Here is a 20313-nt window from a genome sequence, read left to right on the forward strand (position 1 = left end):
CCGAAAATCGGAATCGAGCCATGCTTACCCCAGCACCACGTTGGCGGCGCTCTCCGGCAGGTCCTGGCCGAAGGCGCGCTGGTAGAACTCGGCGACCAGCGAGCGTTCCAGCTCGTCGCACTTGTTGAGGAAGGTCAGCCTGAACGCCATGCCGATATCGCCGAAGATCTCGGCATTCTCGGCCCAGGTGATGACCGTGCGCGGGCTCATGACGGTCGACAGGTCGCCATTGATGAAGGCCGAACGCGTCATATCGGCGACACGCACCATCTTGCTGACGATCTCCTTGCCCTTGGCATCGCGATAGTGCTTGGCCTTGGCCAGCACGATGTTCACCTCATTGTCGTGCGGCAGATAGTTCAGCGTGGTGACGATCGACCAGCGGTCCATCTGCGCCTGATTGATCTGCTGGGTGCCGTGATAGAGGCCGGTGGTATCGCCGAGACCGACGGTGTTGGCGGTCGAGAACAGCCGGAACGCCGGATGCGGGCGGATGACCCGGCTCTGGTCGAGCAGCGTCAGCCGTCCCGACGATTCCAGCACGCGCTGGATGACGAACATCACGTCCGGACGGCCGGCATCGTACTCGTCGAAGCACAGCGCGACATTGTGCTGGTAGGCCCACGGCAGGATGCCGTCGCGGAATTCGGTGATCTGCAGCCCTTCCTTGACGACGATGGCGTCCTTGCCGACGAGGTCGATGCGGCTGACATGACTGTCGAGATTGACACGCACCATAGGCCAGTTGAGGCGGGCGGCGACCTGCTCGATATGCGTCGACTTGCCGGTGCCGTGATAGCCCGACACCATGACGCGGCGGTTGTAGGCAAAGCCTGCGAGGATCGCCATCGTTGTGTTCTTGTCGAACAGATAGTCCGGATCGATGTCGGGCACATGCTCGCTCGTCACGGAATAGGCCGGCACCACCATCTTGGACTCGAAGCCGAATTTCTCCTTCACCGGCACGGTGGTGTCGGGCAGGTTGGCGATGTCGCGATCGACCTTGTTCATCTTTATCAACGTCTCCACGGGCGAAGCGCCTGATTTCGCCGGCAATCGATTTTGTCCGGGGGCGGTCTTAGAGCCTTTTCCAACCTTATGAAAGTTGGAAAACGACACGGAGGTCGCTCAGCACAATCCTGCCTGCTTGAGCACGCGATAGGCCTGGAGCACATCGCGGAACCGGTCTTCCGAACCTCTGTCGCCGCCATTCGCATCCGGATGGTGGCGTTTCACCAGTTCCTTATAACGCGCCTTTATGTCCTTGCCAGTCGCCTTTGTATCAAGGCCAAGCGTTTCCAGCGCCTTGGCCTCAAGCGGCTTGGCCTTGCGCTCACGCGCCTCGCGCGGATCTTTTGGGCCTTTGAACAGGTCGAACGGATCGCGCATGCGGTTGTAGTAGCCGGCGCGGCCGGAACGCTGCTGGGCGAAATCGGGCGAGGAGCGCGTCGAGGCGCCGTTGACGCCCATCTTCCATGTCGGTCGGTGGCCGGTCATCGCTTCCTTCTGGAAGCGGGCGATCTCGGTGTCGGGGACACCGGAGAAATAATTGAAGCCCTTGTTGTACTCGCGCACATGATCGAAGCAGAACTGAAAATATTCGCCCTCCTTCATGCGCCCGACCGGCGCGCGATGGGTGCCGGCCTCCTTGCAACCGTCCCACTGGCAGATCGGCGAACGAGACTTCAGCTCCGCATCCTTTTCCGGGCGGATGCGAATTTTCTCGAAATATTTGGGGTACGGTTTCATCTTACCCATTTATGGGCTGTTCGCCGGTGCGAAACAAGAATTGACATTTTCGCGATGATCGCCCTAACCGCTGAATCGCGGCATAAAGCGGGCGATCGGCGAATTTTGTCGCGACGGCGGCGCCGCGCGTCGTTCCGGACGCGCAAAGGCCGCCGATCTTCGGGGGTTGCGCCCGCCATATGTGGTGAAGGGAAGTACGAATGTCCATACAGTCGACGATGGAAGGCAAGTTGAAGAAGGCGTTTTTGCCGGAGCGACTGGTCATCATCAACGAAAGCCATCTCCATGCCGGCCATCACCATCAGGACTCCGATCATCACGGCACCTATGACGGCACCGGTGAGACGCACTTCCGCGTCCGCATCGTCTCCTCAGCCTTTGCCGGCATGAGTCGCATCGAGCGCCACCGCGCGGTCAACGCCTTGCTGGCCGACGAATTGAAGGCTGGTGTCCATGCGCTGGCGATCGAGCCGGCCGCGCCGGACGAAAAGACCAGGTGGTAGGCCTCAGAGCAATTCCAGGAAAAGTGTGAAACGGTTTTCCCGGGAAAAGCGCATAGCGCTTTCCCTAGGGAATTGCGCAAAAACAAAGAGATAGAGCGGTTCGGCGTTTCCGTGAAACGATGAACCGCTCTATACGAGCGCTGCCTTCAGGAAAATCATCACCGCACCGGTCAAGGCGTCGCCTTCGTCGCCGAAATCGCGATTGATCGACATGTGCGAATAGGCGCTGCCATCGAACAGTGTCACCTCCGTTCCAGTCGCCCGCAGGCGCTCGGCGAAGGCCCGTGAGGCTGCCGCGCGACCCGCTGCGCGCGAATAAGCGATGAAGGTCGCCGGATGTTTGCGACTCCCGACATGGGTGGCAGGCGACAGCGTTCGCCACTGCGCCGGGTCGGGAAAGGCCTTTGCATAGGCCCGTGTCATGCCGCCGCTCCTCGCAAGCGCCTCCAGGTCATAAGCCCTGGTATCGTTCAGAACCAGCGCCGCGACGCCGGGCAGACCGCCGCGCAGCCCGGTCAGTGCGGCGAGATGGCTGCCGGCCGAATGGCCCATCACCGCAATCCGGTTCGGATCGCCGCCATATCCGGCGATGTTGGCGCGCACATAGCGATAGGCCTGCTCAACGTCGTTGGCTTGGGTGGCGACATCAGCCTCAGGCAGCATCCGGTAGTCGATCGAGACGAAGCAGAAGCCATTGTCGAGCAGGAAGTCCGACTTGACGTCGACGTTGGTGCGATTGCCGGCTCGCCAGGCACCGCCATGGATGAAAAGGATCACAGGCAGGGAGCTGGCGCCGGCGCGCGCGTAGATGTCGAGCCTGGCCGGACCGTAGTCGACAGTTTGCGGAGATGGCGAAAGCCGGCGCGACGCCGCCGAAGCGCTGGCCGTCAACAAAGCCATCGACATCAAAAGCAGGGTTCGCCGATCGATCACCGTCACCTCCAGACAGCCCGGTCGAAAGTGCACGCCGGCGCGGCGAACGTCCAGGATTGATTAGCCGCGAAAGAACCTATCAGAACTAAATCTCGCCGGCCGGCCTGATCCTCAGCCTTGCAATCCGGTTCTTGTCGCGCTTCATGACGACGAAGCGCTTGCCGTGAAAGGTGAAAGCCTGCTTCTCGTCCGGGATCAATTGCGTCTCGTGAATGACGAGACCGGCAATGGTGGTGGCTTCTTCGTCCGGCAGGTCCCAGTCGAGCGCCCGGTTCAGGTCGCGGATCGACACAGTGCCATCGACGACGACGGAGCCGTCGGCTTCCTGCTTGACGCCCTGCATGTCGATATCGTGCTCGTCGGCGATCTCGCCGACGATCTCCTCGATGATGTCCTCCAGCGTCACCAGCCCCTCGACCTCGCCATACTCGTCGACGACAATAGCGAAATGCGCCTTGCGCCGCAGGAAGGCGTTGAGCTGTTCCTGCAGCGTCGTGGTATCGGGCACGAACCACGGTTTTGAAGCGATCTTCATCACGTCGATCTTGGAAAAGTCGTTGCCGACATCGTTCAGCGCACGCAGCAGGTCCTTGGCGTGCAGCACGCCGACGATGTTGTCGAGCGAGCCCTTCCACAACGGCATGCGGGTATGCGGGCTCTGCAGGATCTCGCGCACCACCGCCTCCGGCGGATTGTCGGCATTGACCGAGCGCATGTTGGTGCGATGGACCATGACATCGGACACTTCGAGTTCGTCGAGATCGGACAGGCGGCCGATGCGGGCGCGATCCTCGCGCACCACCTGGCCGTCGCGACGAAAATCGTCGACGGCGCCGCGCGATTCATCATGGTTCGAATGCTGCGGCTCGCTGCGCTGCAATTCATAGCCGAATGCAGCGAGCAGGCGCGCGCGAAAGGCACAGGCGAGCAGGCCGAGCCCGGCAAGGACAGCAGCGACAATCCAGCCGGCCTCGCTCATCCCGGTCGGCTGTTCTGCTGACCCGGTCGGCCTCTCGGCTGACCCGGTCGGCCTCTCGGCTGACCCGGATGGTTCTCCCTCAGAAACGACAGCACTTCCGACGCCGGCACGTCCTTGGCGATGAAGGCCTGGCCGATGCCGCGCGTCAGGATGAAGGTCAGCGCGCCGCGCGACACCTTCTTGTCCTGGGCGATAAAGGCAAGCAGCGCTTCGGCGTCAGGCAATTCACCCGGAATATCGGCCATGCGCCAGGGCAGGCCAACGGCGCGAAGATGCGCCTCGACGCGCGCCGCATCGTCGGGACTTGCCAGGTTGAGGCGTGACGAAAAGCGATAGGCCAGCGCCATGCCGATGGCGACGCCCTCGCCGTGGACGAGACGGGCGCTGTCATATTGGGTGGCGGCCTCGAGCGAATGGCCGAACGTGTGGCCGAGATTGAGCAGCGCGCGGTCGCCGGTCTCGAACTCGTCGCGGCCGACGACATCGGCCTTAGCGCGGCAGGCCTCGGCGATGGCCTCGGCCCGCTGCGGGCCGCCGGCGAACACCTTGCCCCAGTTTTCCTCCAGCCAGGCGAAGAAGTCGGGGCGATCGATGAGCCCGTATTTGGCGAGTTCGGCATAACCCGCGCGGAATTCCCGTATCGGCAGCGTGTCGAGCACTTCGGTGTCGGCCAGCACCAGTTTCGGCTGATGGAAGACGCCGACGAGGTTCTTGCCGCGCGCACTGTTGATGCCGGTCTTGCCGCCGACGGAAGAGTCGACCTGCGCCAGCAGCGAGGTCGGGATCTGCACGAAATTCATGCCGCGGCGCACGATGCCGGCGGCAAATCCGGCCAGATCGCCGATGACACCGCCACCGAGCGCGACGACGACATCGCCGCGTTCCAGTCTTGCGGCGAGCACGCCGTCCACCACCTCTTCGAGATGCGCGAAACTCTTGGTCTTTTCCCCCGCCGGCAGCGTGATGACGGCGGGCCGGATGCCGCCCTTTTCAAGGCCGGCCCTCAACGTCTCGAGGTGGGCGGCGGCGACATTGACGTCGGTGACCACCGCGGCGCGCGTGCCGGGCAGGCGGCGCGAAATCTCGGTGCCGGCGCGCAACAGCAGGCCGGAGCCGATCAATATGTCATAGGCGCGATCGCCGAGCCCGACTTCGACGGTGACTGTCGCGTTGCTTTTCACGAGCCCACCTCGCCTGTCGCGGCTGCCACGCCGAAATACCCGCAAAGCGCGTTCACCACCTCGGCGGCGATGACCTCCTTGCGATCGTCGCGGGTCGGCACGGTAACATCGGCGGTTGCGTAGACCGGATAGCGCTCGGCCATCAACCGCTCGATCACGGCACGGGGATCGGCGCTTTTCAGGAGCGGCCGGTTCTGCTTCTTGGAAACGCGGTCCATCAACAGGTCGATCTCGGCCTTCAGCCATACCGACACGCCATGGCCGGCAATGGCCTCCCGCGTCGGCGCGCTCATGAAGGCGCCGCCGCCCGTCGACAGCACCTGCGGGCCGTGTTCCAATATGCGCAGGATGACGCGCTGCTCCAGCGCCCGGAACTCGGGCTCGCCATAGCGTTCGAACAGTTCCGGGACGCTCATCCGCGACACGCTTTCGATTTCCTGATCACTGTCCATGAAAGGCAGTCCCAGCATCCCCGCCACCTTGCGGCCGATCGCCGTCTTGCCGGCGCCCATCAGGCCGACAAAGACAATGGAACGGCTGCCCAGCCGGCCGAGCAGCGCGGCATGGCTCTCATCGGGAGGATTGGCTGGCAACGCGTTCATGACACCATGATGTTTCTAAGCAGGTTCCGCAAATCTATCCCAGGTTTTGCGACAGAACCTGCGACAAGCCAAAGAATCCAGGCAGGCATTTTCGGGCTAGCCCACGAATGCCTGCTTAGACCCCTCTTTGCCGGCGTATCGACATCAAAAGCCTGATTGCGTCAAGCGTGGCGCCGCCGCACGTCGTCCGCGCTTCGCCCTTGAATTGGCCGGATTGGCGTCTCATAAGGGCACTGGGTTTGGAAACGCAGAACAACAAGACGGGCGAGAATTGATGCCGACACTGTTCCGCTTTGTCGTGACGCTCACGATTCTGGCCGGCATTGTCTATGGCGCGATGTTCGCTCTGGCGATGTTCGTCGAGCCGAGAAAGGCCGAAATGAGCGTGCGCATCCCTCCCGAAAAGCTCATTCCCAAGAAAAACTGAGAAATAAGAAAAACTGAGAGACATGCACAGCGCGGCCCGCATCGAAGCCTTTCTGGAAATGATGAGCGCCGAGCGCGGCGCTGCCGAAAACACGCTTTCCAGCTATCGCCGCGACCTCGAAGACGCATCAGCGGAGATCGACGGCGGGCTCGCTGGTGCCGCCGCTGCCGATATCCGCAACTATCTCGACGAGATAGCCGCACGCGGTTTTGCCGCCACCTCGCAGGCACGCAAGCTGTCGGCGATGCGCCAGTTCTTCAAGTTCCTCTACGCCGAGGGTCTGCGCGGCGACGACCCGACCGGCACCCTGGACAGTCCGAAGAAGGGCCGGCCGCTGCCGAAGACGATGAGCGAGGCCGACACCGGCCGGCTGATCGACCGAGCGGCGCAGGAGGCAGCTGGCGCCTCGCTGAACGATGGCGACGGCCTGGCGGCGCTGCGCCTGCATGCGCTGGTCGAGGTGCTCTACGCCACCGGCCTGCGGGTTTCCGAACTGGTCGGCCTGCCGGTGACGGTGGCGCTGCGCGACGATCGTTTCTTCATGGTGCGCGGCAAGGGTGACAAGGAACGCATGGTGCCGCTATCGGCAAAGGCGCGCGTGGCCATGCGGGCCTGGCTCGCTGCCCGGGCAACGGTGCCGGCTTTGGCAGACAGCCCGTTCCTGTTTCCGGCGGCAAGCGACAGCGGCTATCTCTCCAGGCAGGTCTTCGCCCGCGACCTGAAGGGCCTTGCCGCGCGGGCCGGCATCGCCTCGGCGAAAATATCGCCGCATGTGCTGCGCCATGCTTTTGCCAGCCATCTCCTGCAGAACGGCGCCGATCTCAGGGCGGTGCAGCAGTTGCTTGGCCATGCCGATATTTCAACAACGCAGATTTACACGCATGTTCTGGAGGAGCGGCTGGTGCGGCTGGTCAACGATCATCATCCGCTTGCCGACTAGGCGTCATATCGCTATGTGAGGACGACGTTCCACCGCCCGGAGCCTCTATTTCCCAGGTTCCGCCAGTCATTGCCTCCCGGCTTGTCATTGCCTTCCGGCTTATCGGTCCGCTCAAGAATGTACAATTACCTCGATTTCGAAAAGCCGGTCGCCGATCTCGAAGGCAAGATCCTCGAGCTGAAGAAGCTCGCCGAGAATGGCGAGGCGGTCGATGTCGGCGATGAGATCAGCCGTCTCGAGAAACGCGTGCGCGACGCATTGCGCGACACTTACAAGGCACTGACCCCGTGGCAGAAGGTGCAGGTGGCGCGCCATCCGGACAGGCCGCATTGCGTCGACTACATCAAGGGCCTGTTCAACGATTTCACGCCGCTTGCCGGCGACCGCAATTTCGGCGAGGACCAGGCGATCGTCGGCGGCTTCGCCCGCTTCCGCGGCGAGCCGGTGGCGATCATCGGCCAGGAAAAGGGCTCGGACACGGCCAGCCGGCTGAGGCATAATTTCGGCTCGGTGCGGCCGGAGGGCTATCGCAAGGCGGTGCGGCTGATGGAACTCGCCGACCGCTTCAATATCCCGTTGCTGACGCTGGTCGACACGGCCGGCGCCTATCCCGGCGTCAATGCCGAGGAGCGCGGCCAGGCCGAAGCCATCGCCCGCTCGACCTCGGCCTGTCTTCGCCTGAAGGTGCCGTCGATCTCGGTGGTCATCGGCGAAGGCGGCTCGGGCGGTGCCATCGCGATCGCCACCGCCAACCGCGTCTACATGCTCGAGCACGCCATCTATTCGGTGATCTCGCCGGAGGGCGCCGCCTCGATCCTGTGGCGCGACACCACCCGCTCGAAGGATGCGGCGACCAACATGAAGATCACCGCTCAGGATCTGCTGGAGCTCAAGATCATCGACGCCATCGTTCCCGAACCGCTCGGCGGCGCCCATCGTGGCCCGGATACGGTGATTGCCGCCACCGGCGATCTCATCGCCAAAACGATGAAGGAATTCTCCGGCGCCAACACCGATTTTCGTGAGCAGCGCCGCGAGAAATATCTGGCTATGGGGCGAAACCTCTAGACTATGATCCCGAACCGGGGCTCAGCGTAGCAAAAAGTGGGTACCGGTTTTCGCAAAAGGCGTGGTCGAACAAGAGGATTCAGGCCGGCCGATTTCAGTCGGACGGACCGCCGGACGGTTTCGACGCCGCAATGTGGCGAGATTAAGCACCTTCGCCACAAAAATGCCGCTGCGCTCGTTTCAATCGGATTGCCGTAAGGCCCGGCGCTGCGGTAAGGAATTTTCAAGGTTAACGGGCTTAGGGTTGGGCCTGTCTGCCCTGATGCCTGCGGTCCGAAAGAAAAGACATAGCCATGTTTGCCAAGCTTGCCCGCACCGCACTTGTGATTGCCGCGATAGGCGTCGCTGGCTGCAACGATTCTTCGATGAAGGATTTTGCCCCCCACGCCAACAAGCCGTTGCCCGAAAAAATCCTGGCCAGCATGAAGGCCAAGGGCATGACCCGCACCTCGCCGGTGATGGCCCGCATCTTCAAGGAAGAGGGCAAGCTCGAAATCTGGAAGGCCAAGACCAACGGTCGCTATGACTTGGTCGCCAGCTACGACATCTGCAAATGGTCGGGCAAGCTGGGCCCCAAATACACCGAAGGCGACCGCCAGGCGCCGGAGGGCTTCTATACGGTCCGTCCGGCGCAGATGAATCCGCGGTCGAGCTACCACCTTGCCTTCAACATCGGCTATCCCAACGTCTACGACCGCGCCAATGGCCGCACCGGTTCCCATCTGATGGTCCATGGCGCCTGCTCGTCGTCGGGCTGTTATTCGATGACCGACGCGCAGATCGAGCAGATCTACGCCTTCGGCCGCGACGCTTTCCAGGGTGGGCAGACCGAGTTCCAGATCCAGGCCTTTCCGTTCCGCATGACCGCCGCCAACATGGCGCGCTATCGCAAAGATCCGAACTACGAATTCTGGAAGATGCTGAAGGTCGGCTACGACAATTTCGAGATCACGAAAGTGCCGCCGAAGGTCGATGTCTGCGAGAAGCGCTATGTCTTCAACCAGGTCGCGCCTGACGGCGAGACCTTCGATCCGACCGGCGCCTGCCCCGCGACGACGCAGCCGGATTCGCTGAAGAGCGCCTTCAATGCCTACCAGAGCACCTACGAGGCGGCTTTCAGCGGCGCGGTCAAGGCCAGCGTGCCGGCGCCCAAGCCGACCATCGGCGGGATCAAGGAAGCCAGCATCGTTTCCGAGTGGTCGAAGAAACGCGCCCGTGGCGAACGCGTGCCGATCGATCCGCCGTCGTTCAACGCCGACGGCTCGGTGACCGAGACGGCGCGCATGGGCCGCATCGATTCGCCGGCGGGCCGCAAGATGGCCGCGCTCGACGCGGAGAAGGCCGCCAAGCAGAAGGCCGAGGAGCAAAGGCTTGCCGCGATAGAAGCGGCCAAGGCCGCGAAAGAGGCGGCTAAGGCTCAGGCTCTGGCCGAAAAGCAAACCGCCAGGATCAATTCGCTGGCCGAAGAGGAGGAGGCCAGGGCCGCTGCCGAAGCGCCTGTCGCTACCGCGACAATCGCCTCGTCCCCCGATGCCGCCCCGGCCGCAACGCAGGCGGCGAATGCCGGTGAAAGCAGGACGACAAGGCTGAAGAAGAAGCTGCTCGGCATGTTCGGCGGCTGAGCTTCATGCCTGAACACGGAGATGGGGCCCAGGAAGACAGGCCCTCAACCAGCCCCGCCCCCGCCCCTGTCTACGACCTCAAAGGCCTGAACTGCCCGTTGCCCGTGCTCAAGGCAAAAAAGCGGTTGGCCACAATGCGGCCGGGCAGCCGGCTATGGCTCGAAACCACTGACCCCCTCGCCGTCATCGACATTCCCGCCTTCTGCACCGAGAGCGGCCATCGATTGATCGAAACGGCAGCGATCTCAGGCGGCCATCGCTTTCTGGTCGAGCGCGGCGGCGGCTGAGCGGGATAATCTCCCCCCTTGAGGGGGAGATGGCCGGCAGGCCAGAGGGGGTTGCCGCGCGTGAAGCGCCAACCTTATCTTTCGTTCCTACGGGGCGTCGCACCAGCCGAGACGACCCCCTCTGTCGCCTTCGGGGACATCTCCCCCTCGAGGGGGGAGATCAGCCGCTTCACCGCCCGGCGATGGCCAGCGGGTTGTTTTCCAGCGCTGCGCGGTCCGGTGAGTCGATCGACGGCCGGTTGGTGAAGGCGGCAAACAGCCGGCGGACGTAATCTTCCGGCATGTCGAGCGTGATCAGCACCAGCCTTGTGCCGCGTTGGCCGTCCGGCCAGGACGGCAGCCGCGCCGGCGGATGCAGGATCTTCTGGACGCCGTGGACGACCAGTGGCCGCGACGGGTCTTCCAGCAATTCGATGACGCCCTTCATGCGCAACAGGCGCTCGCCATGTGCTGATCGCAACAGGTCTAAAAACATCTCGATCGCCGAAAACGGCACCGGCCCCTCATGAACGAGCGAGTAGGAGCGCACCCGGGAATCGTGCCGATGGTCATGATCGTGGTCGTGGTCGCCGTGGTCATGGTCGTCATGGTGGTGGTGATCATGGCCGGCTTCCTCGCCCAGCCAGCGCCGCACGTCGGCGGACTTGGTGGCTGGGTTGTAGAGGCCGCAATCGAACAGCGCCGCTGCATCGGTCCTTCTGTCACCCGCATCGAGCAGTTCGGCACCCGGATTGATCTGCCGCAGCCGCGCCCGCAAGGCCTCGACGTCGCGCGGATCGGTGGCCAGATCGGTTTTCGTCAGCACGATGCGGTCGGCGACCGCCGCCTGCTTCACTGCCTCGACATGGGCGTTTAGCGTCGCATCGCCGTTGACCGCGTCGACCAGCGTGATGACGCCGTCGAGCCGGAAGGCCTCGACCAGCGCCGGATGGGCCATGATCGACTGCAGCACCGGCGCCGGATCGGCGAGGCCGGTGGTTTCGATGACGACGCGGGCAAGCCTGGCGATGCGGCCGGTCTGCAGCCGGTCGACAAGATCGGCCAGCGTGTCGACCAGTTCGCCGCGCACCGTGCAGCAGAGACAGCCGTCGGAAAGCTGGATGATCCCGTCGGAGGCCTGTTCGACCAGGAGATGGTCGATCGCCACCTCGCCGAACTCGTTGATGATGACCGCGGTGTCGGCGAGCGCGGGATCCCTGAGCAGCCGGTTGAGCAGCGTCGTCTTGCCGGCGCCGAGAAAACCGGTCAGCACCGAGACGGCGATGGGAAAGCCGCTGCTCATCAGCCTAGTTCACCGCCTTGGCGGGCTCCTGGGCCGCAGTGGCGGAACCGATCACTGCCGGCTCGGCGCCGGGCGGCGGCGGCAGGTCGGGCCGCCAACTCGGCAGCGGCACGTCGGCATACTCCTGGCCCGATGCATCGAGCATGGCTTTCGGTATCGGCCCGGTGGCGCCGCCAAGGCCGACTGCGACCAATGTCGGCGCGTGATCGAGTTTTTTTCGATAGGGAGATTTTGCCGCATTCTTATCGCCGACGGGGGCGGCAGCTTCCGACTGCTCCTTAGCCGGCTTCTTCCTGCAAATCTCGTCGTTCATGTCGTTGACCGATGTGGTGTCGCCATAGGAAGGCAGCGCCGCCACCGTCAGCCAGCCCGGTGTCGGCGTGGCAAAGCCTTGGTCGAGCAGCCTGGCGACGGTCTCGGCGCGGGTGATGGCCGACTTCTCGCCAAGCACCACCGCCACCAGCGTGCGCCCGTCGCGTGTTGCCGAGCCGATCATGTTGAAGCCCGACGGACAGACGAAGCCGGTCTTCATGCCGTCGGCGCCGGGATAGCGGCCGATCAGAAGATTGTAATTCGAGATCTTCTTCTTGCCGACGGCCAGGCCCTCGATCGAGAACCATGGGGCATATTGTGGAAATTCCGTGCGGATCGCCATCACCAGCAAGCCGAGATCGCGCGCAGTCGTATACTGGTCCGGCGAAAACAGCCCGTTCGGGTTGACGAAATGCGTTCCGGTCATGCCGAGCCGGCGCGCCTCGGCGTTCATGCGCTCGGCGAAAGCGGCCTGCGAACCGGCGATGTTCTCGCCGATGGCCATGGCGACGTCGTTGGCCGATTTTACCAGTATCATCTTCAGCGCGTTATCGAGCCGCATGACCGAGCCGGGTTTGAAGCCCATCTTGCTCGGCGGCTCGCTGGCGGAACGCTTCGTCACCTTGATCGGCGAATCGACCTGGACCTCGCCGGCGGCAATCGCACGAAACGCCACATAGGCGGTCATCAGCTTGGTCAGCGAGGCAGGATACCAGCGCTTGAATGCCTCCTGGTGCTGGAGGATCTTGCCATTCTCCAGGTCGAACACGATCGTCGGATTGGCGAGAGCCGGGCCGGCCAGCGCCGCAAGCGCCACGGCGCCCGCGAGCAACAATTTGAGGAAACGCCTGTACCGCATGGTGGAATCCGAAATCGCCTCTTGCCGCAGTCGCCTCTGGCTCCGTAAGATTTGTTACGCGATCGCCAGCATGGTGATCCGGTCCCTCTATCCGGATCACTATCTTGCGGTGCTATTTAGCCTATGTGACGTCAAGATGGCAAAGTGCCTGAATGACAATTCTAATACAGCAGGCACAATTGCAAAGCAGCAGGCTGAATCCGTCTGCTCCAACAGCGAGATGGAACATCATGCCGATCCTGAACCGCGCCGCCGAAATGCAAGACGAGGTCGCCGGCTGGCGCCGCCATCTGCACCAGACGCCAGAGCTGAATTTCGACGTCTTCGAGACCGCCGCCTTCGTCACCGAGAAGCTCAACGCCTTCGGTTGCGACGACGTGGTGACCGGCCTCGGCAAGACCGGTGTCGTCGGCATCATCCGCGGCCGCCTTGGCGAAGGCACCAGCATCGGCCTGCGCGCCGACATGGATGCGCTGCCGCTCAACGAGATCACCGGCAAACCCTACGCCTCGACCATTCCGGGCAAGATGCACGCCTGCGGCCATGACGGCCACACCGCGATGCTGCTCGGTGCCGCCAAATATCTTGCCGAGACGCGCAATTTCGCCGGCTCCGTCGCAGTGATCTTCCAGCCGGCCGAAGAAGGCGGCGGCGGCGGCAACGAGATGGTCAAGGACGGCATGATGGAGCGCTTCGGCATCTCCAAGGTGTTCGGCATGCACAACATGCCGGGCCTGCCGGTCGGACAATTCGCCATCAAGCCGGGCCCGATCATGGCGGCGACAGCCGAATTCACCATCACCGTCAAGGGCAAGGGCGGGCATGCGGCGATGCCGCACGGCACGATCGACCCGATCGTCATCACCAGCCAGCTCGTCGGCGCTCTGCAGACGATCGCCTCGCGCAGCACCGATCCGGTTGAGGCTGTCGTGGTGTCGGTGACGAAATTCCACGCCGGCGACGCCTACAACGTCATTCCCGAGAGCGCCGAGATCGCAGGCACCGTGCGCACGCTGAAGAAGGAGGTCGCCAGGAAGGCTGAGCAGCGTGTGCGCGCCATCTGCGAGGGCGTCGGCGCGGCCTTCGGTGCAACGATCGAGGTCGATTACAAAGCCAATTATCCCGTCACCTTCAACCATCCGGAGGAGACGGTCTTTGCCAGCGATGTCGCCGCTGAAATCGCCGGCGAGGCACAGGTGCAACGCGCCATCCAGCCGGTGATGGGCGGCGAGGATTTCTCCTACATGCTGGAAGCGCGGCCGGGCGCCTTCATCTTCATCGGCAATGGCGACACCGCCGGTCTCCACAACCCTGCCTACGACTTCAACGACGAGGTCATCCCGCACGGCATGAGCTATTGGGTGAAACTCGCGGAGACGGCGCTGGCCGCTTGATGCATCGGCCGTAAAACCGCCCTGCGGCTTGATCCGAGGGGTGCGCTGCGACTGGGATGGCTACAAGGCGGTCGGGCCCGGGACGTGGCGATGCTCCGATCGTCACTTCCGACCGGACCGCCTCCGCGCAAGACCCAAGGCAATGCCCAGGGCGATACCGATTCCGATACCCGCAATAATATTGTCCGACGCGACGCCGATAGCCACGCCGATCACAACGCCGAGTGTGATGTGTTTGGCATCCATCATGCCAGGTCATTTAGGGTGGAAGGGGAGAGCTGCAACCGCTGGTAGGCTGCCATCCGATGTTGCCTGGGACCGCTACGGCCCGCTCTTCGGGTCGTCGACCTCCAGCGCCTCCATGACGGGCGCCAGATCACTCTCTCCGGCCGGATCGTCAGCCTGCGGCTGTTCGCCTGTCCGGGCCCTGTTCAGAGCTTTCTCAATGGCCTCTTCGATGTCGCCGATCTCGTCTTGGCGCACCTCGTGACCATAGCCGGCCGCATCGGCATCCTGCTCGAATTGCTGAACCAGGACGGCCACGCTCACTTCGCTTTCCGCGGGCAGGTTACCGACGTTCTCCTGGAGCCAGGTTTCGAAGAACTCTTTCGTGGCACTCATGCGGGTCTCTCCTTCGGCACACTAAAGCGCGGCGGTGGTCCGAAGTTCCGGTATTTCCGGCTCATCTTTGCGGTCCACTCGCGACCGGCCGATTGCGTCAAGCTTGCCTCTTGGCGAAACGGTCCGAAGCAGTTATGTGTCGGGCCGCGTGGTCCCGTAGCTCAGTAGGATAGAGCGGCAGATTCCTAATCTGTAGGTCACAGGTTCGATTCCTGTCGGGATCACCATAGTTTTCAATTACTTAGGGAGCCATCGCCGTACTTTTTTCTGCGATTTTGTATGGCGAACTTTGTACACGTTGTGGTCGTAGCGCGCTTGGTGTGCGCTTGGTGCCAGCCAGACACCGTTTTCATACGCAACGTGCAGTGCACTCAGGAAGAAGACAAACAGATGACGAGACCAAATAGTTGCCAAACCCCTGGCTCCTGGACCACGCCCTGCTTCGAGACACGCTACGTCATCACGCCTGTTTCCGTTCCGGTCGCAACACTGTCAATTCGTCAGAAGAACTAGAAGGGAACGCCTTGTAGCTCATGTCCTCAGGCGAGCGTCGAAAGAAGCGCCACAACGGGAAATTCCGCACGGCATATGGCCTGACGCCATTGCCCGACAAGATACTCTATCTCGATCCTAACCAGGTGGCGCCGGAAACGATCAGCGGGCTGCCTTGACCACTCGAAATGGTAGCAGCATTGGCACTCGCCGTTCGTATTCCTGGTATTCGGGGAACGCGGCGCGCAGCACGCGCTCTTCGTTCACGGCCCGCCGGAACTGAAGCATAAACCAGCAGGCACCGACCGCAACCGACGAGCTCGACCAGTTGGCGATGATAACACCGCTGATTGTGATCGCCTCCGCAACATAAAGCGGGTGTCTGACGATGCTATAGGGGCCGGCGATCACGAGCTTTCGAGCTGTCGCCATTATAGAAAATGACCGTCCAAGCCAAAGCAGGCAGTAGGCTGAAAGGATCGTGCCCACCACGATCATCGCGGTTCCAAACAGTCGAACTTCTGTTGGAACGGTTCCGACCGGGAGTACGACCAGCAAGAACATCACAAAGGTTCCCGCGATCGAGACTATGCGCGGTGCAAGGCCCGACGCGCTGGCCTTGGCCGGCAGCCTCACCAGCGTGAAAAAGAGCGACATAGCCATGAAGATCAAGGCAGCGATCCGAGAGATCAATACTAGCGACCATCCTTCGAGACTCTCGCGCGCATTGAATATGCCGCCAATTGTACCTGTTTCCAGCACCACCAGCGCCGAGAAAATAGCCAGGATCGCGGCCTGGCCGGCGAAGTCTTCAATTCGACTGGTCATGATTCAGCTCCGCCATTTGCAAGTCTGATGCGATGGGCCTTTTAGGCGTGGTGAACGGATAGGCGAGTTGTCCCAAATAGGCATCTGGCACCGGCTCGTCGGTCCCGTATTTCGTCGGCATCGCTTCGGGCATGTACATCGTGCCGAATATCGCATCGATGATAGAAAGCTGGCCGGCGAAGTTCTTGTCGATGGCCGCTGGCTCGTTAGCATGGTGCCAATGATGAAAGAGCGGTGAGGCGACCACCCACTTGAACGGCCCAAACCCGATCCTGATGTTCGAGTGAATTAGTAGCGCCTGCCATTGGTAGATCAGCCCAGCGATGATGATTGGCCAGACCGAAAAGCCGAGGGCGTAGATCGGTAGGAGCGACGTCGCCTTGACGAAGAGTTGGTCGAGGGGATGAACACGGTGGGCAGCCAGGGCGTCCAGTTCTTCGATGCTGTGGTGGATCGCGTGAAAACGCCAAAGGAACGGCACAGAGTGGAGCGTCCTGTGGGCGACGTAGAAACCAACGTCCGAGATAACGATCACCTCGATCGTCTGGAGCCATATGGGCTGCGTCCGCACCGTCTCGCCGATGATACTCGGCACGGCTGAATTGATGGCCATCATGCAGGCGCCGACAAAGATCAGAAATCCGATCTTGAACAGCAGTCCGGTCACCAGCAGGTGAAGGAGGTCGGTTACGAACGCCCGTCGCAGGTACCGTCGCCCATCATGCAGCGGCACCAGATGCTCCAGCGGAACGAAGATCATAAAAACGATCAGAATCGCTTTCAGATCGATTATCTCGAACATTATTGAAGCCCACCAAGCGGCTGACGCAGGTATGGCCGAACCGTTTTCCGACGCTGGCCGCCGCGTGGCGAGCGGTCCGGCCGACTATCTGTGGCCATCACAGGATTGCCGCGGCAAGTGACTAGCGGAACAGATATTTTGACACCTCTGGATTGCCTCGTCGCCACATAACGTTATCCAGAAAGTAGTGGTGCACGTTGATGAATATCCAAGCTATGAAGAGGAACAGCGACGAGCCGAGCACCTCTTTATTATAAGGAATCAAAGCAGACAACGCGATCGGCACCAGCCAGAAACCGAGAATCCCAAGAACACTACCAATGATGATAAAGCCCAGCACTCGCAACCTATACATCGGACCAATAATGGACAGGACCTTGAATTCGGGTTCTATAACAGCATCTGAACGGTCGAGCTCTACATTGGTCTGATAACGCCAGACCACCGCCAGGTACTGCAACGAATGGAGCGCCGGCACCACAAGCAGCCAGAGCGGGTTTATCCTCACAAATAGAATCCAGGCGTATAGAGACACGACGTAAGCGACGACGCCGTTGTACGGTAGCGTGCCACCATGCTTGCGCCAGCGATTGATCAGCATCACAACCGTGGCTGCCGTGGAAGCAGCGGCGGCAAATACGGCAATATTGGTGACCCATGAGGGGCGGCAAATGTGTAGTAGTCCAAGCCCCAGAATTGCCTTTCGGTGATCACCGCGTTTGTCTGAAGCCAAGCGAACAGCCATACGGCATAGCCGTTGAACAGCAGCACTTTCTTGTCTTGCTCGTTGAAGAACCTGCGCTTCAATACGGCGTCCACCATCAGCATGCCGTAGCCTTGCTTGACATAGTGCCAGCCCACAAAAAAGGCCATCGCATTGCCAGCATACCCCAGCAGGCGCGCATTCCCCGCTATTGAACCGTAAGCAAAAAAACCGCCCATGATCAGCGGGACGACAATGCCCGCGAAGATGTAACGGACCTGAAGGTTCTTGTCATATCCGTCTCCGCGCACCTTCCGCCCGAAATTGCGATAGAAAAGTTGATACGAGTGGGCAAAGTGCGGATGATTTATCAGATGAGCCAGCAACAACATCGTTGCGCCCACGAAATCTTCGTACTTAAGAGGGACAAAAGACAAGACCGGCAGGATGAGCAACGCGCTCCCGCCAAGCATGAGAAAGTCAGCGACCGGACCAAAAAGATACTTCTGTGGGGCCGCCGCCACAGGAACTGCATCCGCCGAAAGGTGAAGTGCCATATTTATGCCCCGTGGGGAAACTCATTTAACAAGCCCGTCGTTTCCTAACGGTTAACGTGAAACGGTTGTGATCACGATAATTGTTGGTCGTTCCATCGCTGCGGCATTTCTTCTTCTTACGCCCGTCGCGATAGCGTTCCAGGCAAAGCGCATTGTGGGATTCGCAATCGCGTGCTTGCCGACGATCTCGTCGGCATGCGCCAACCCGAATGCGATGGCGATCTCGTCACGATAGTCCTGGATTGCTGCCGCGGCCCGACGGAGTAAGTCGGCGCGCTCCACAGGCTCAGGGGTACGGCAACGGTGACAACTGCCCTGACGCCACGGTCGCCATGATCCTATACCCAAATGGGTCATGCGCGGCCCATGGAACCACTCTATTATCGATGAGGGGTAGCTTGCTGCGAGCAAAATCGCACTTGGCAATTGGTGGGGCAGGGGGAAACTACGATCATTCCTACGACCGCGCTGATGTCAAAGCTCAGTGGGTGGCGAGCGAATGCCTCAGGCCTTGTTTCATGCTGGAGGGCAACATGCGCGCCTCTTTTCGACGTATGTTCATCAATCTGGATCGAGTACTCCTTAAGCTCGCGTCAGCTGTACTTCTCTTTTGCGCGTGGAGCGGGGATATCCATGCCGGAGAGTTCAAGAAAACGAATTGCTGGTTCGAGGTTCCGCGCGACCGTGGAATGACGTGCGGGACTCTCAATGTCCCTGAAAACCGCAAAAAAGCTTCTGGGACTGAAATCACTCTATCGGTGGTGGTCTTCGAACCCGACCGCGAGCGGCATGAGCCCATTGTGTTTCTCACGGGCGGGCCTGGCCAGCCCACCGATATTGGCGACAGGGAAGACATCGAGGCATGGTGGCAGTTCATAAGTGATCAAAATTGGATGATCGGGCGCCGAGTGGTCGTGGTCGACCAACGAGGGATAGGAAAGTCAATTCCCAGGCTGAGCTGTTCGCGATACTTCAAGGCCGATCATTGGAACTCCATTTCACTAAGCGTCGACGGTGAAATCAGCTTTGACAAGCTCATGAGAGATGAGGTGGTCGCGTGCCGAAGCGCGCTGATAGCAAAGGGCATTGACCTCTTCGCCTACAACACCGCCGAAAATGCAGCAGACGTCAACGACGTTCGGAAGGCGCTTGGCATAAAGAAGTGGGTGCTCTACGGCGTCTCTTACGGCACAAGAGTTGCCTTGGAAGTGATGAACGAGCATCCAGAGGGCGTCTCGGCGAGCATTCTGGATTCCGTTCTTCCCCTTGATATCGACTACCTCAAGGAAGATGGGCGAAATCTGGATCGTTCTTTGCGACTGCTGGAACGAGATTGCCAAAAATCAAAAAATTGCATGCGCGGACTAGGAGACGCAGTGCGAGCGATCGTAAAGCAGCTGGACAAACAGCCGGTGCTTTTGCGGAGCGATGACGGAGAAAACGCTCCCGCTCAGTACAGATATGTCTCCGGCGCGGATTTTCTTGAGCTTATATTCGGGTTGCTATACGATCGTTACGCTATCGAAGACATTCCAAAGCTAGTCGAGAAAACATACGAAAACGATTTCAGACCGCTCGCGGATATGATCTTTGAGCATGACGATACCGAGATTGCTCAGGGCATGGATTTTTCAGTCACCTGCTCCGAGACCAACAGATCCGAGCTGCCTGACAAGCGCCTCGAATACTGGACGAAGTGGATCGGAGAGGCCGACTATACCTGGGTTTGCCCGCTTTGGTTTCCCCAGGGAATGACGGTTTCGCAAAAGCATCCTCGCCGCCTGGATATCCCGACCCTGCTGTTGTCGGGAGAGTATGATCCGGCAACACCGACTCACTGGGCATATCGTGCGGCCAAAAGCCTTCCTTTTGGGCAGGTCGTCGTGCTTCGCGGGATTGGGCACGATGTGATCGATTCCGACCCTTGCGGATCGGAGGTTGTCACCGATTTCCTGGCCAACCCCAGACGCAAGCTGAAGACTGGGTGCATTGGACGGATGCAGGCCCCGCAGTTCACCGCGGCGGCGGAGGAGCAGTGGCGAGGGCCAGAAATGCAGCGGGCTGCGGCGATAAGGTCGCCAAAGCAGATGAGGTCGCCGTTCCGGTTCAGGCATCGCTCTTCAACATCGCCCAAAAAACACTAATTCCCTGGCGGCAAGCGCCGCCAATCTG

General features: G+C 61.1%; 22 protein-coding genes and 1 tRNA gene. 9 read left to right on the forward strand and 14 right to left on the reverse strand.

The genetic code is table 11. The features are described from left to right. Nucleotides 1–24 precede the first annotated feature (24 nt). On the reverse strand, nucleotides 25–1011 hold the full coding sequence (cobS, locus tag AC0L17_RS07980) for a cobaltochelatase subunit CobS (RefSeq protein ID WP_128246076.1): 987 nt from the start codon (nucleotides 1009–1011) through the stop codon (nucleotides 25–27). Nucleotides 1012–1128: 117 nt separating this feature from the next. Continuing rightward, nucleotides 1129–1758 carry a J domain-containing protein gene (locus tag AC0L17_RS07985; RefSeq protein ID WP_127211936.1) on the reverse strand — a complete coding sequence of 210 codons (630 nt, stop codon included), beginning with the start codon at nucleotides 1756–1758 and terminating at the stop codon, nucleotides 1129–1131. Between the two features lie 191 nt (nucleotides 1759–1949). Here AC0L17_RS07985 and AC0L17_RS07990 point away from each other — a divergent pair, with 191 nt between their 5' ends. Beyond that, a complete protein-coding gene (locus tag AC0L17_RS07990) occupies nucleotides 1950–2252 on the forward strand; it encodes a BolA family protein (RefSeq protein ID WP_091593128.1) in 303 nt (100 codons plus the stop codon). A 129-nt stretch (nucleotides 2253–2381) separates the two neighbouring features. Here the strand turns inward: AC0L17_RS07990 and AC0L17_RS07995 are convergent, their stop codons facing one another. The 4 genes from AC0L17_RS07995 to AC0L17_RS08010 all read right to left on the reverse strand — a co-directional run bounded on the left by AC0L17_RS07995 (nucleotide 2382) and on the right by AC0L17_RS08010 (nucleotide 5947). Then, complete coding sequence (locus AC0L17_RS07995; protein ID WP_473515412.1) at nucleotides 2382–3185, reverse strand: alpha/beta hydrolase; 804 nt, start codon at nucleotides 3183–3185, stop codon at nucleotides 2382–2384. Nucleotides 3186–3270: 85 nt separating this feature from the next. Then, nucleotides 3271–4164: an HlyC/CorC family transporter gene (locus AC0L17_RS08000; RefSeq protein WP_473515413.1), complete on the reverse strand. Its 894-nt coding sequence runs from the start codon at nucleotides 4162–4164 to the stop codon at nucleotides 3271–3273. Beyond that, nucleotides 4161–5345, reverse strand: a complete 1185-nt coding sequence (gene aroB / locus AC0L17_RS08005) for a 3-dehydroquinate synthase (protein ID WP_473515414.1) — start codon at nucleotides 5343–5345, stop codon at nucleotides 4161–4163. The genes AC0L17_RS08000 and aroB overlap by 4 nt, the downstream gene beginning before the upstream one ends. Further along, nucleotides 5342–5947 (reverse strand): shikimate kinase, encoded by a 606-nt coding sequence (locus AC0L17_RS08010; RefSeq protein ID WP_027153418.1) that lies wholly within the window; start codon nucleotides 5945–5947, stop codon nucleotides 5342–5344. The genes aroB and AC0L17_RS08010 overlap by 4 nt, the downstream gene beginning before the upstream one ends. Nucleotides 5948–6221: 274 nt before the next feature. On the opposite strand from AC0L17_RS08010, the gene AC0L17_RS08015 reads away from it, so the two are divergent. The 5 genes from AC0L17_RS08015 to AC0L17_RS08035 all read left to right on the forward strand — a co-directional run bounded on the left by AC0L17_RS08015 (nucleotide 6222) and on the right by AC0L17_RS08035 (nucleotide 10291). After that, nucleotides 6222–6374 (forward strand): histidine kinase, encoded by a 153-nt coding sequence (locus AC0L17_RS08015; RefSeq protein ID WP_091593135.1) that lies wholly within the window; start codon nucleotides 6222–6224, stop codon nucleotides 6372–6374. Nucleotides 6375–6396: 22 nt separating this feature from the next. After that, on the forward strand, nucleotides 6397–7314 hold the full coding sequence (locus AC0L17_RS08020) for a site-specific tyrosine recombinase XerD (RefSeq protein WP_473515415.1): 918 nt from the start codon (nucleotides 6397–6399) through the stop codon (nucleotides 7312–7314). Nucleotides 7315–7431: 117 nt separating this feature from the next. After that, complete coding sequence (locus AC0L17_RS08025; RefSeq protein WP_287235647.1) at nucleotides 7432–8382, forward strand: acetyl-CoA carboxylase carboxyltransferase subunit alpha; 951 nt, start codon at nucleotides 7432–7434, stop codon at nucleotides 8380–8382. Nucleotides 8383–8675: 293 nt separating this feature from the next. Then, on the forward strand, nucleotides 8676–10004 hold the full coding sequence (locus AC0L17_RS08030; protein WP_473515416.1) for a L,D-transpeptidase family protein: 1329 nt from the start codon (nucleotides 8676–8678) through the stop codon (nucleotides 10002–10004). A 5-nt stretch (nucleotides 10005–10009) separates the two neighbouring features. Further along, a complete protein-coding gene (locus AC0L17_RS08035) occupies nucleotides 10010–10291 on the forward strand; it encodes a sulfurtransferase TusA family protein (protein ID WP_473515417.1) in 282 nt (93 codons plus the stop codon). A 169-nt stretch (nucleotides 10292–10460) separates the two neighbouring features. Here the strand turns inward: AC0L17_RS08035 and AC0L17_RS08040 are convergent, their stop codons facing one another. After that, nucleotides 10461–11573, reverse strand: a complete 1113-nt coding sequence (locus tag AC0L17_RS08040; protein WP_473515418.1) for a CobW family GTP-binding protein — start codon at nucleotides 11571–11573, stop codon at nucleotides 10461–10463. Between the two features lie 4 nt (nucleotides 11574–11577). After that, nucleotides 11578–12744 carry a D-alanyl-D-alanine carboxypeptidase family protein gene (locus AC0L17_RS08045; RefSeq protein ID WP_473515419.1) on the reverse strand — a complete coding sequence of 389 codons (1167 nt, stop codon included), beginning with the start codon at nucleotides 12742–12744 and terminating at the stop codon, nucleotides 11578–11580. A gap of 230 nt (nucleotides 12745–12974) precedes the next feature. On the opposite strand from AC0L17_RS08045, the gene AC0L17_RS08050 reads away from it, so the two are divergent. Continuing rightward, on the forward strand, nucleotides 12975–14138 hold the full coding sequence (locus tag AC0L17_RS08050) for a M20 aminoacylase family protein (protein WP_473515420.1): 1164 nt from the start codon (nucleotides 12975–12977) through the stop codon (nucleotides 14136–14138). A 102-nt stretch (nucleotides 14139–14240) separates the two neighbouring features. On the opposite strand, the gene AC0L17_RS08055 is transcribed toward AC0L17_RS08050, so the two are convergent. Next, complete coding sequence (locus AC0L17_RS08055) at nucleotides 14241–14387, reverse strand: glycine zipper domain-containing protein (protein WP_236368745.1); 147 nt, start codon at nucleotides 14385–14387, stop codon at nucleotides 14241–14243. A gap of 72 nt (nucleotides 14388–14459) precedes the next feature. Then, the gene (locus AC0L17_RS08060) at nucleotides 14460–14759 is read right to left on the reverse strand and encodes a hypothetical protein (protein WP_473515421.1); all 300 of its coding nucleotides are present in this window, start codon (nucleotides 14757–14759) and stop codon (nucleotides 14460–14462) included. A 150-nt stretch (nucleotides 14760–14909) separates the two neighbouring features. Here AC0L17_RS08060 and AC0L17_RS08065 point away from each other — a divergent pair. Continuing rightward, a tRNA-Arg gene (locus tag AC0L17_RS08065) sits at nucleotides 14910–14986 on the forward strand. Nucleotides 14987–15413: 427 nt separating this feature from the next. Here AC0L17_RS08065 and AC0L17_RS08070 read toward each other — a convergent pair. The 4 genes from AC0L17_RS08070 to AC0L17_RS08085 all read right to left on the reverse strand — a co-directional run bounded on the left by AC0L17_RS08070 (nucleotide 15414) and on the right by AC0L17_RS08085 (nucleotide 18141). Further along, nucleotides 15414–16079 (reverse strand): methyltransferase family protein, encoded by a 666-nt coding sequence (locus AC0L17_RS08070; RefSeq protein ID WP_473515422.1) that lies wholly within the window; start codon nucleotides 16077–16079, stop codon nucleotides 15414–15416. Then, the gene (locus AC0L17_RS08075) at nucleotides 16063–16881 is read right to left on the reverse strand and encodes a sterol desaturase family protein (RefSeq protein WP_473515423.1); all 819 of its coding nucleotides are present in this window, start codon (nucleotides 16879–16881) and stop codon (nucleotides 16063–16065) included. The genes AC0L17_RS08070 and AC0L17_RS08075 overlap by 17 nt, the downstream gene beginning before the upstream one ends. A 121-nt stretch (nucleotides 16882–17002) precedes the next feature. Continuing rightward, nucleotides 17003–17482 carry a hypothetical protein gene (locus AC0L17_RS08080; RefSeq protein WP_473515424.1) on the reverse strand — a complete coding sequence of 160 codons (480 nt, stop codon included), beginning with the start codon at nucleotides 17480–17482 and terminating at the stop codon, nucleotides 17003–17005. Next, nucleotides 17482–18141 carry a hypothetical protein gene (locus AC0L17_RS08085; RefSeq protein WP_473515425.1) on the reverse strand — a complete coding sequence of 220 codons (660 nt, stop codon included), beginning with the start codon at nucleotides 18139–18141 and terminating at the stop codon, nucleotides 17482–17484. Before AC0L17_RS08085 ends, AC0L17_RS08080 begins: the two co-directional genes overlap by 1 nt. Nucleotides 18142–18539: 398 nt before the next feature. On the opposite strand from AC0L17_RS08085, the gene AC0L17_RS08090 reads away from it, so the two are divergent. Next, on the forward strand, nucleotides 18540–20285 hold the full coding sequence (locus AC0L17_RS08090; protein ID WP_473515426.1) for an alpha/beta hydrolase: 1746 nt from the start codon (nucleotides 18540–18542) through the stop codon (nucleotides 20283–20285). Nucleotides 20286–20313 lie beyond the last annotated feature (28 nt).

This window comes from Mesorhizobium sp. WSM4829 (assembly GCF_055811475.1).

Bases quoted from the DNA above. Each gene is read 5' to 3' on its own strand.
- AC0L17_RS08020 (WP_473515415.1), top strand. From the start codon at position 6,397: ATGCACAGCGCGGCCCGCATCGAAGCCTTTCTGGAAATGATGAGCGCC.
- AC0L17_RS08080 (WP_473515424.1), bottom strand. From the start codon at position 17,482: ATGCTGATCAATCGCTGGCGCAAGCATGGTGGCACGCTACCGTACAAC.
- AC0L17_RS08040 (WP_473515418.1), bottom strand. From the start codon at position 11,573: ATGAGCAGCGGCTTTCCCATCGCCGTCTCGGTGCTGACCGGTTTTCTC.
- AC0L17_RS08025 (WP_287235647.1), top strand. From the start codon at position 7,432: ATGTACAATTACCTCGATTTCGAAAAGCCGGTCGCCGATCTCGAAGGC.
- AC0L17_RS08030 (WP_473515416.1), top strand. From the start codon at position 8,676: ATGTTTGCCAAGCTTGCCCGCACCGCACTTGTGATTGCCGCGATAGGC.
- AC0L17_RS07985 (WP_127211936.1), bottom strand. From the start codon at position 1,758: ATGGGTAAGATGAAACCGTACCCCAAATATTTCGAGAAAATTCGCATC.
- AC0L17_RS08015 (WP_091593135.1), top strand. From the start codon at position 6,222: ATGCCGACACTGTTCCGCTTTGTCGTGACGCTCACGATTCTGGCCGGC.
- AC0L17_RS08035 (WP_473515417.1), top strand. From the start codon at position 10,010: ATGCCTGAACACGGAGATGGGGCCCAGGAAGACAGGCCCTCAACCAGC.
- AC0L17_RS08045 (WP_473515419.1), bottom strand. From the start codon at position 12,744: ATGCGGTACAGGCGTTTCCTCAAATTGTTGCTCGCGGGCGCCGTGGCG.
- cobS (WP_128246076.1), bottom strand. From the start codon at position 1,011: ATGAACAAGGTCGATCGCGACATCGCCAACCTGCCCGACACCACCGTG.
- AC0L17_RS08050 (WP_473515420.1), top strand. From the start codon at position 12,975: ATGCCGATCCTGAACCGCGCCGCCGAAATGCAAGACGAGGTCGCCGGC.
- AC0L17_RS08000 (WP_473515413.1), bottom strand. From the start codon at position 4,164: ATGAGCGAGGCCGGCTGGATTGTCGCTGCTGTCCTTGCCGGGCTCGGC.
- AC0L17_RS08060 (WP_473515421.1), bottom strand. From the start codon at position 14,759: ATGAGTGCCACGAAAGAGTTCTTCGAAACCTGGCTCCAGGAGAACGTC.
- AC0L17_RS08055 (WP_236368745.1), bottom strand. From the start codon at position 14,387: ATGATGGATGCCAAACACATCACACTCGGCGTTGTGATCGGCGTGGCT.
- AC0L17_RS07990 (WP_091593128.1), top strand. From the start codon at position 1,950: ATGTCCATACAGTCGACGATGGAAGGCAAGTTGAAGAAGGCGTTTTTG.
- AC0L17_RS08085 (WP_473515425.1), bottom strand. From the start codon at position 18,141: ATGGCACTTCACCTTTCGGCGGATGCAGTTCCTGTGGCGGCGGCCCCA.
- AC0L17_RS08010 (WP_027153418.1), bottom strand. From the start codon at position 5,947: ATGAACGCGTTGCCAGCCAATCCTCCCGATGAGAGCCATGCCGCGCTG.
- AC0L17_RS08070 (WP_473515422.1), bottom strand. From the start codon at position 16,079: ATGACCAGTCGAATTGAAGACTTCGCCGGCCAGGCCGCGATCCTGGCT.
- AC0L17_RS08075 (WP_473515423.1), bottom strand. From the start codon at position 16,881: ATGTTCGAGATAATCGATCTGAAAGCGATTCTGATCGTTTTTATGATC.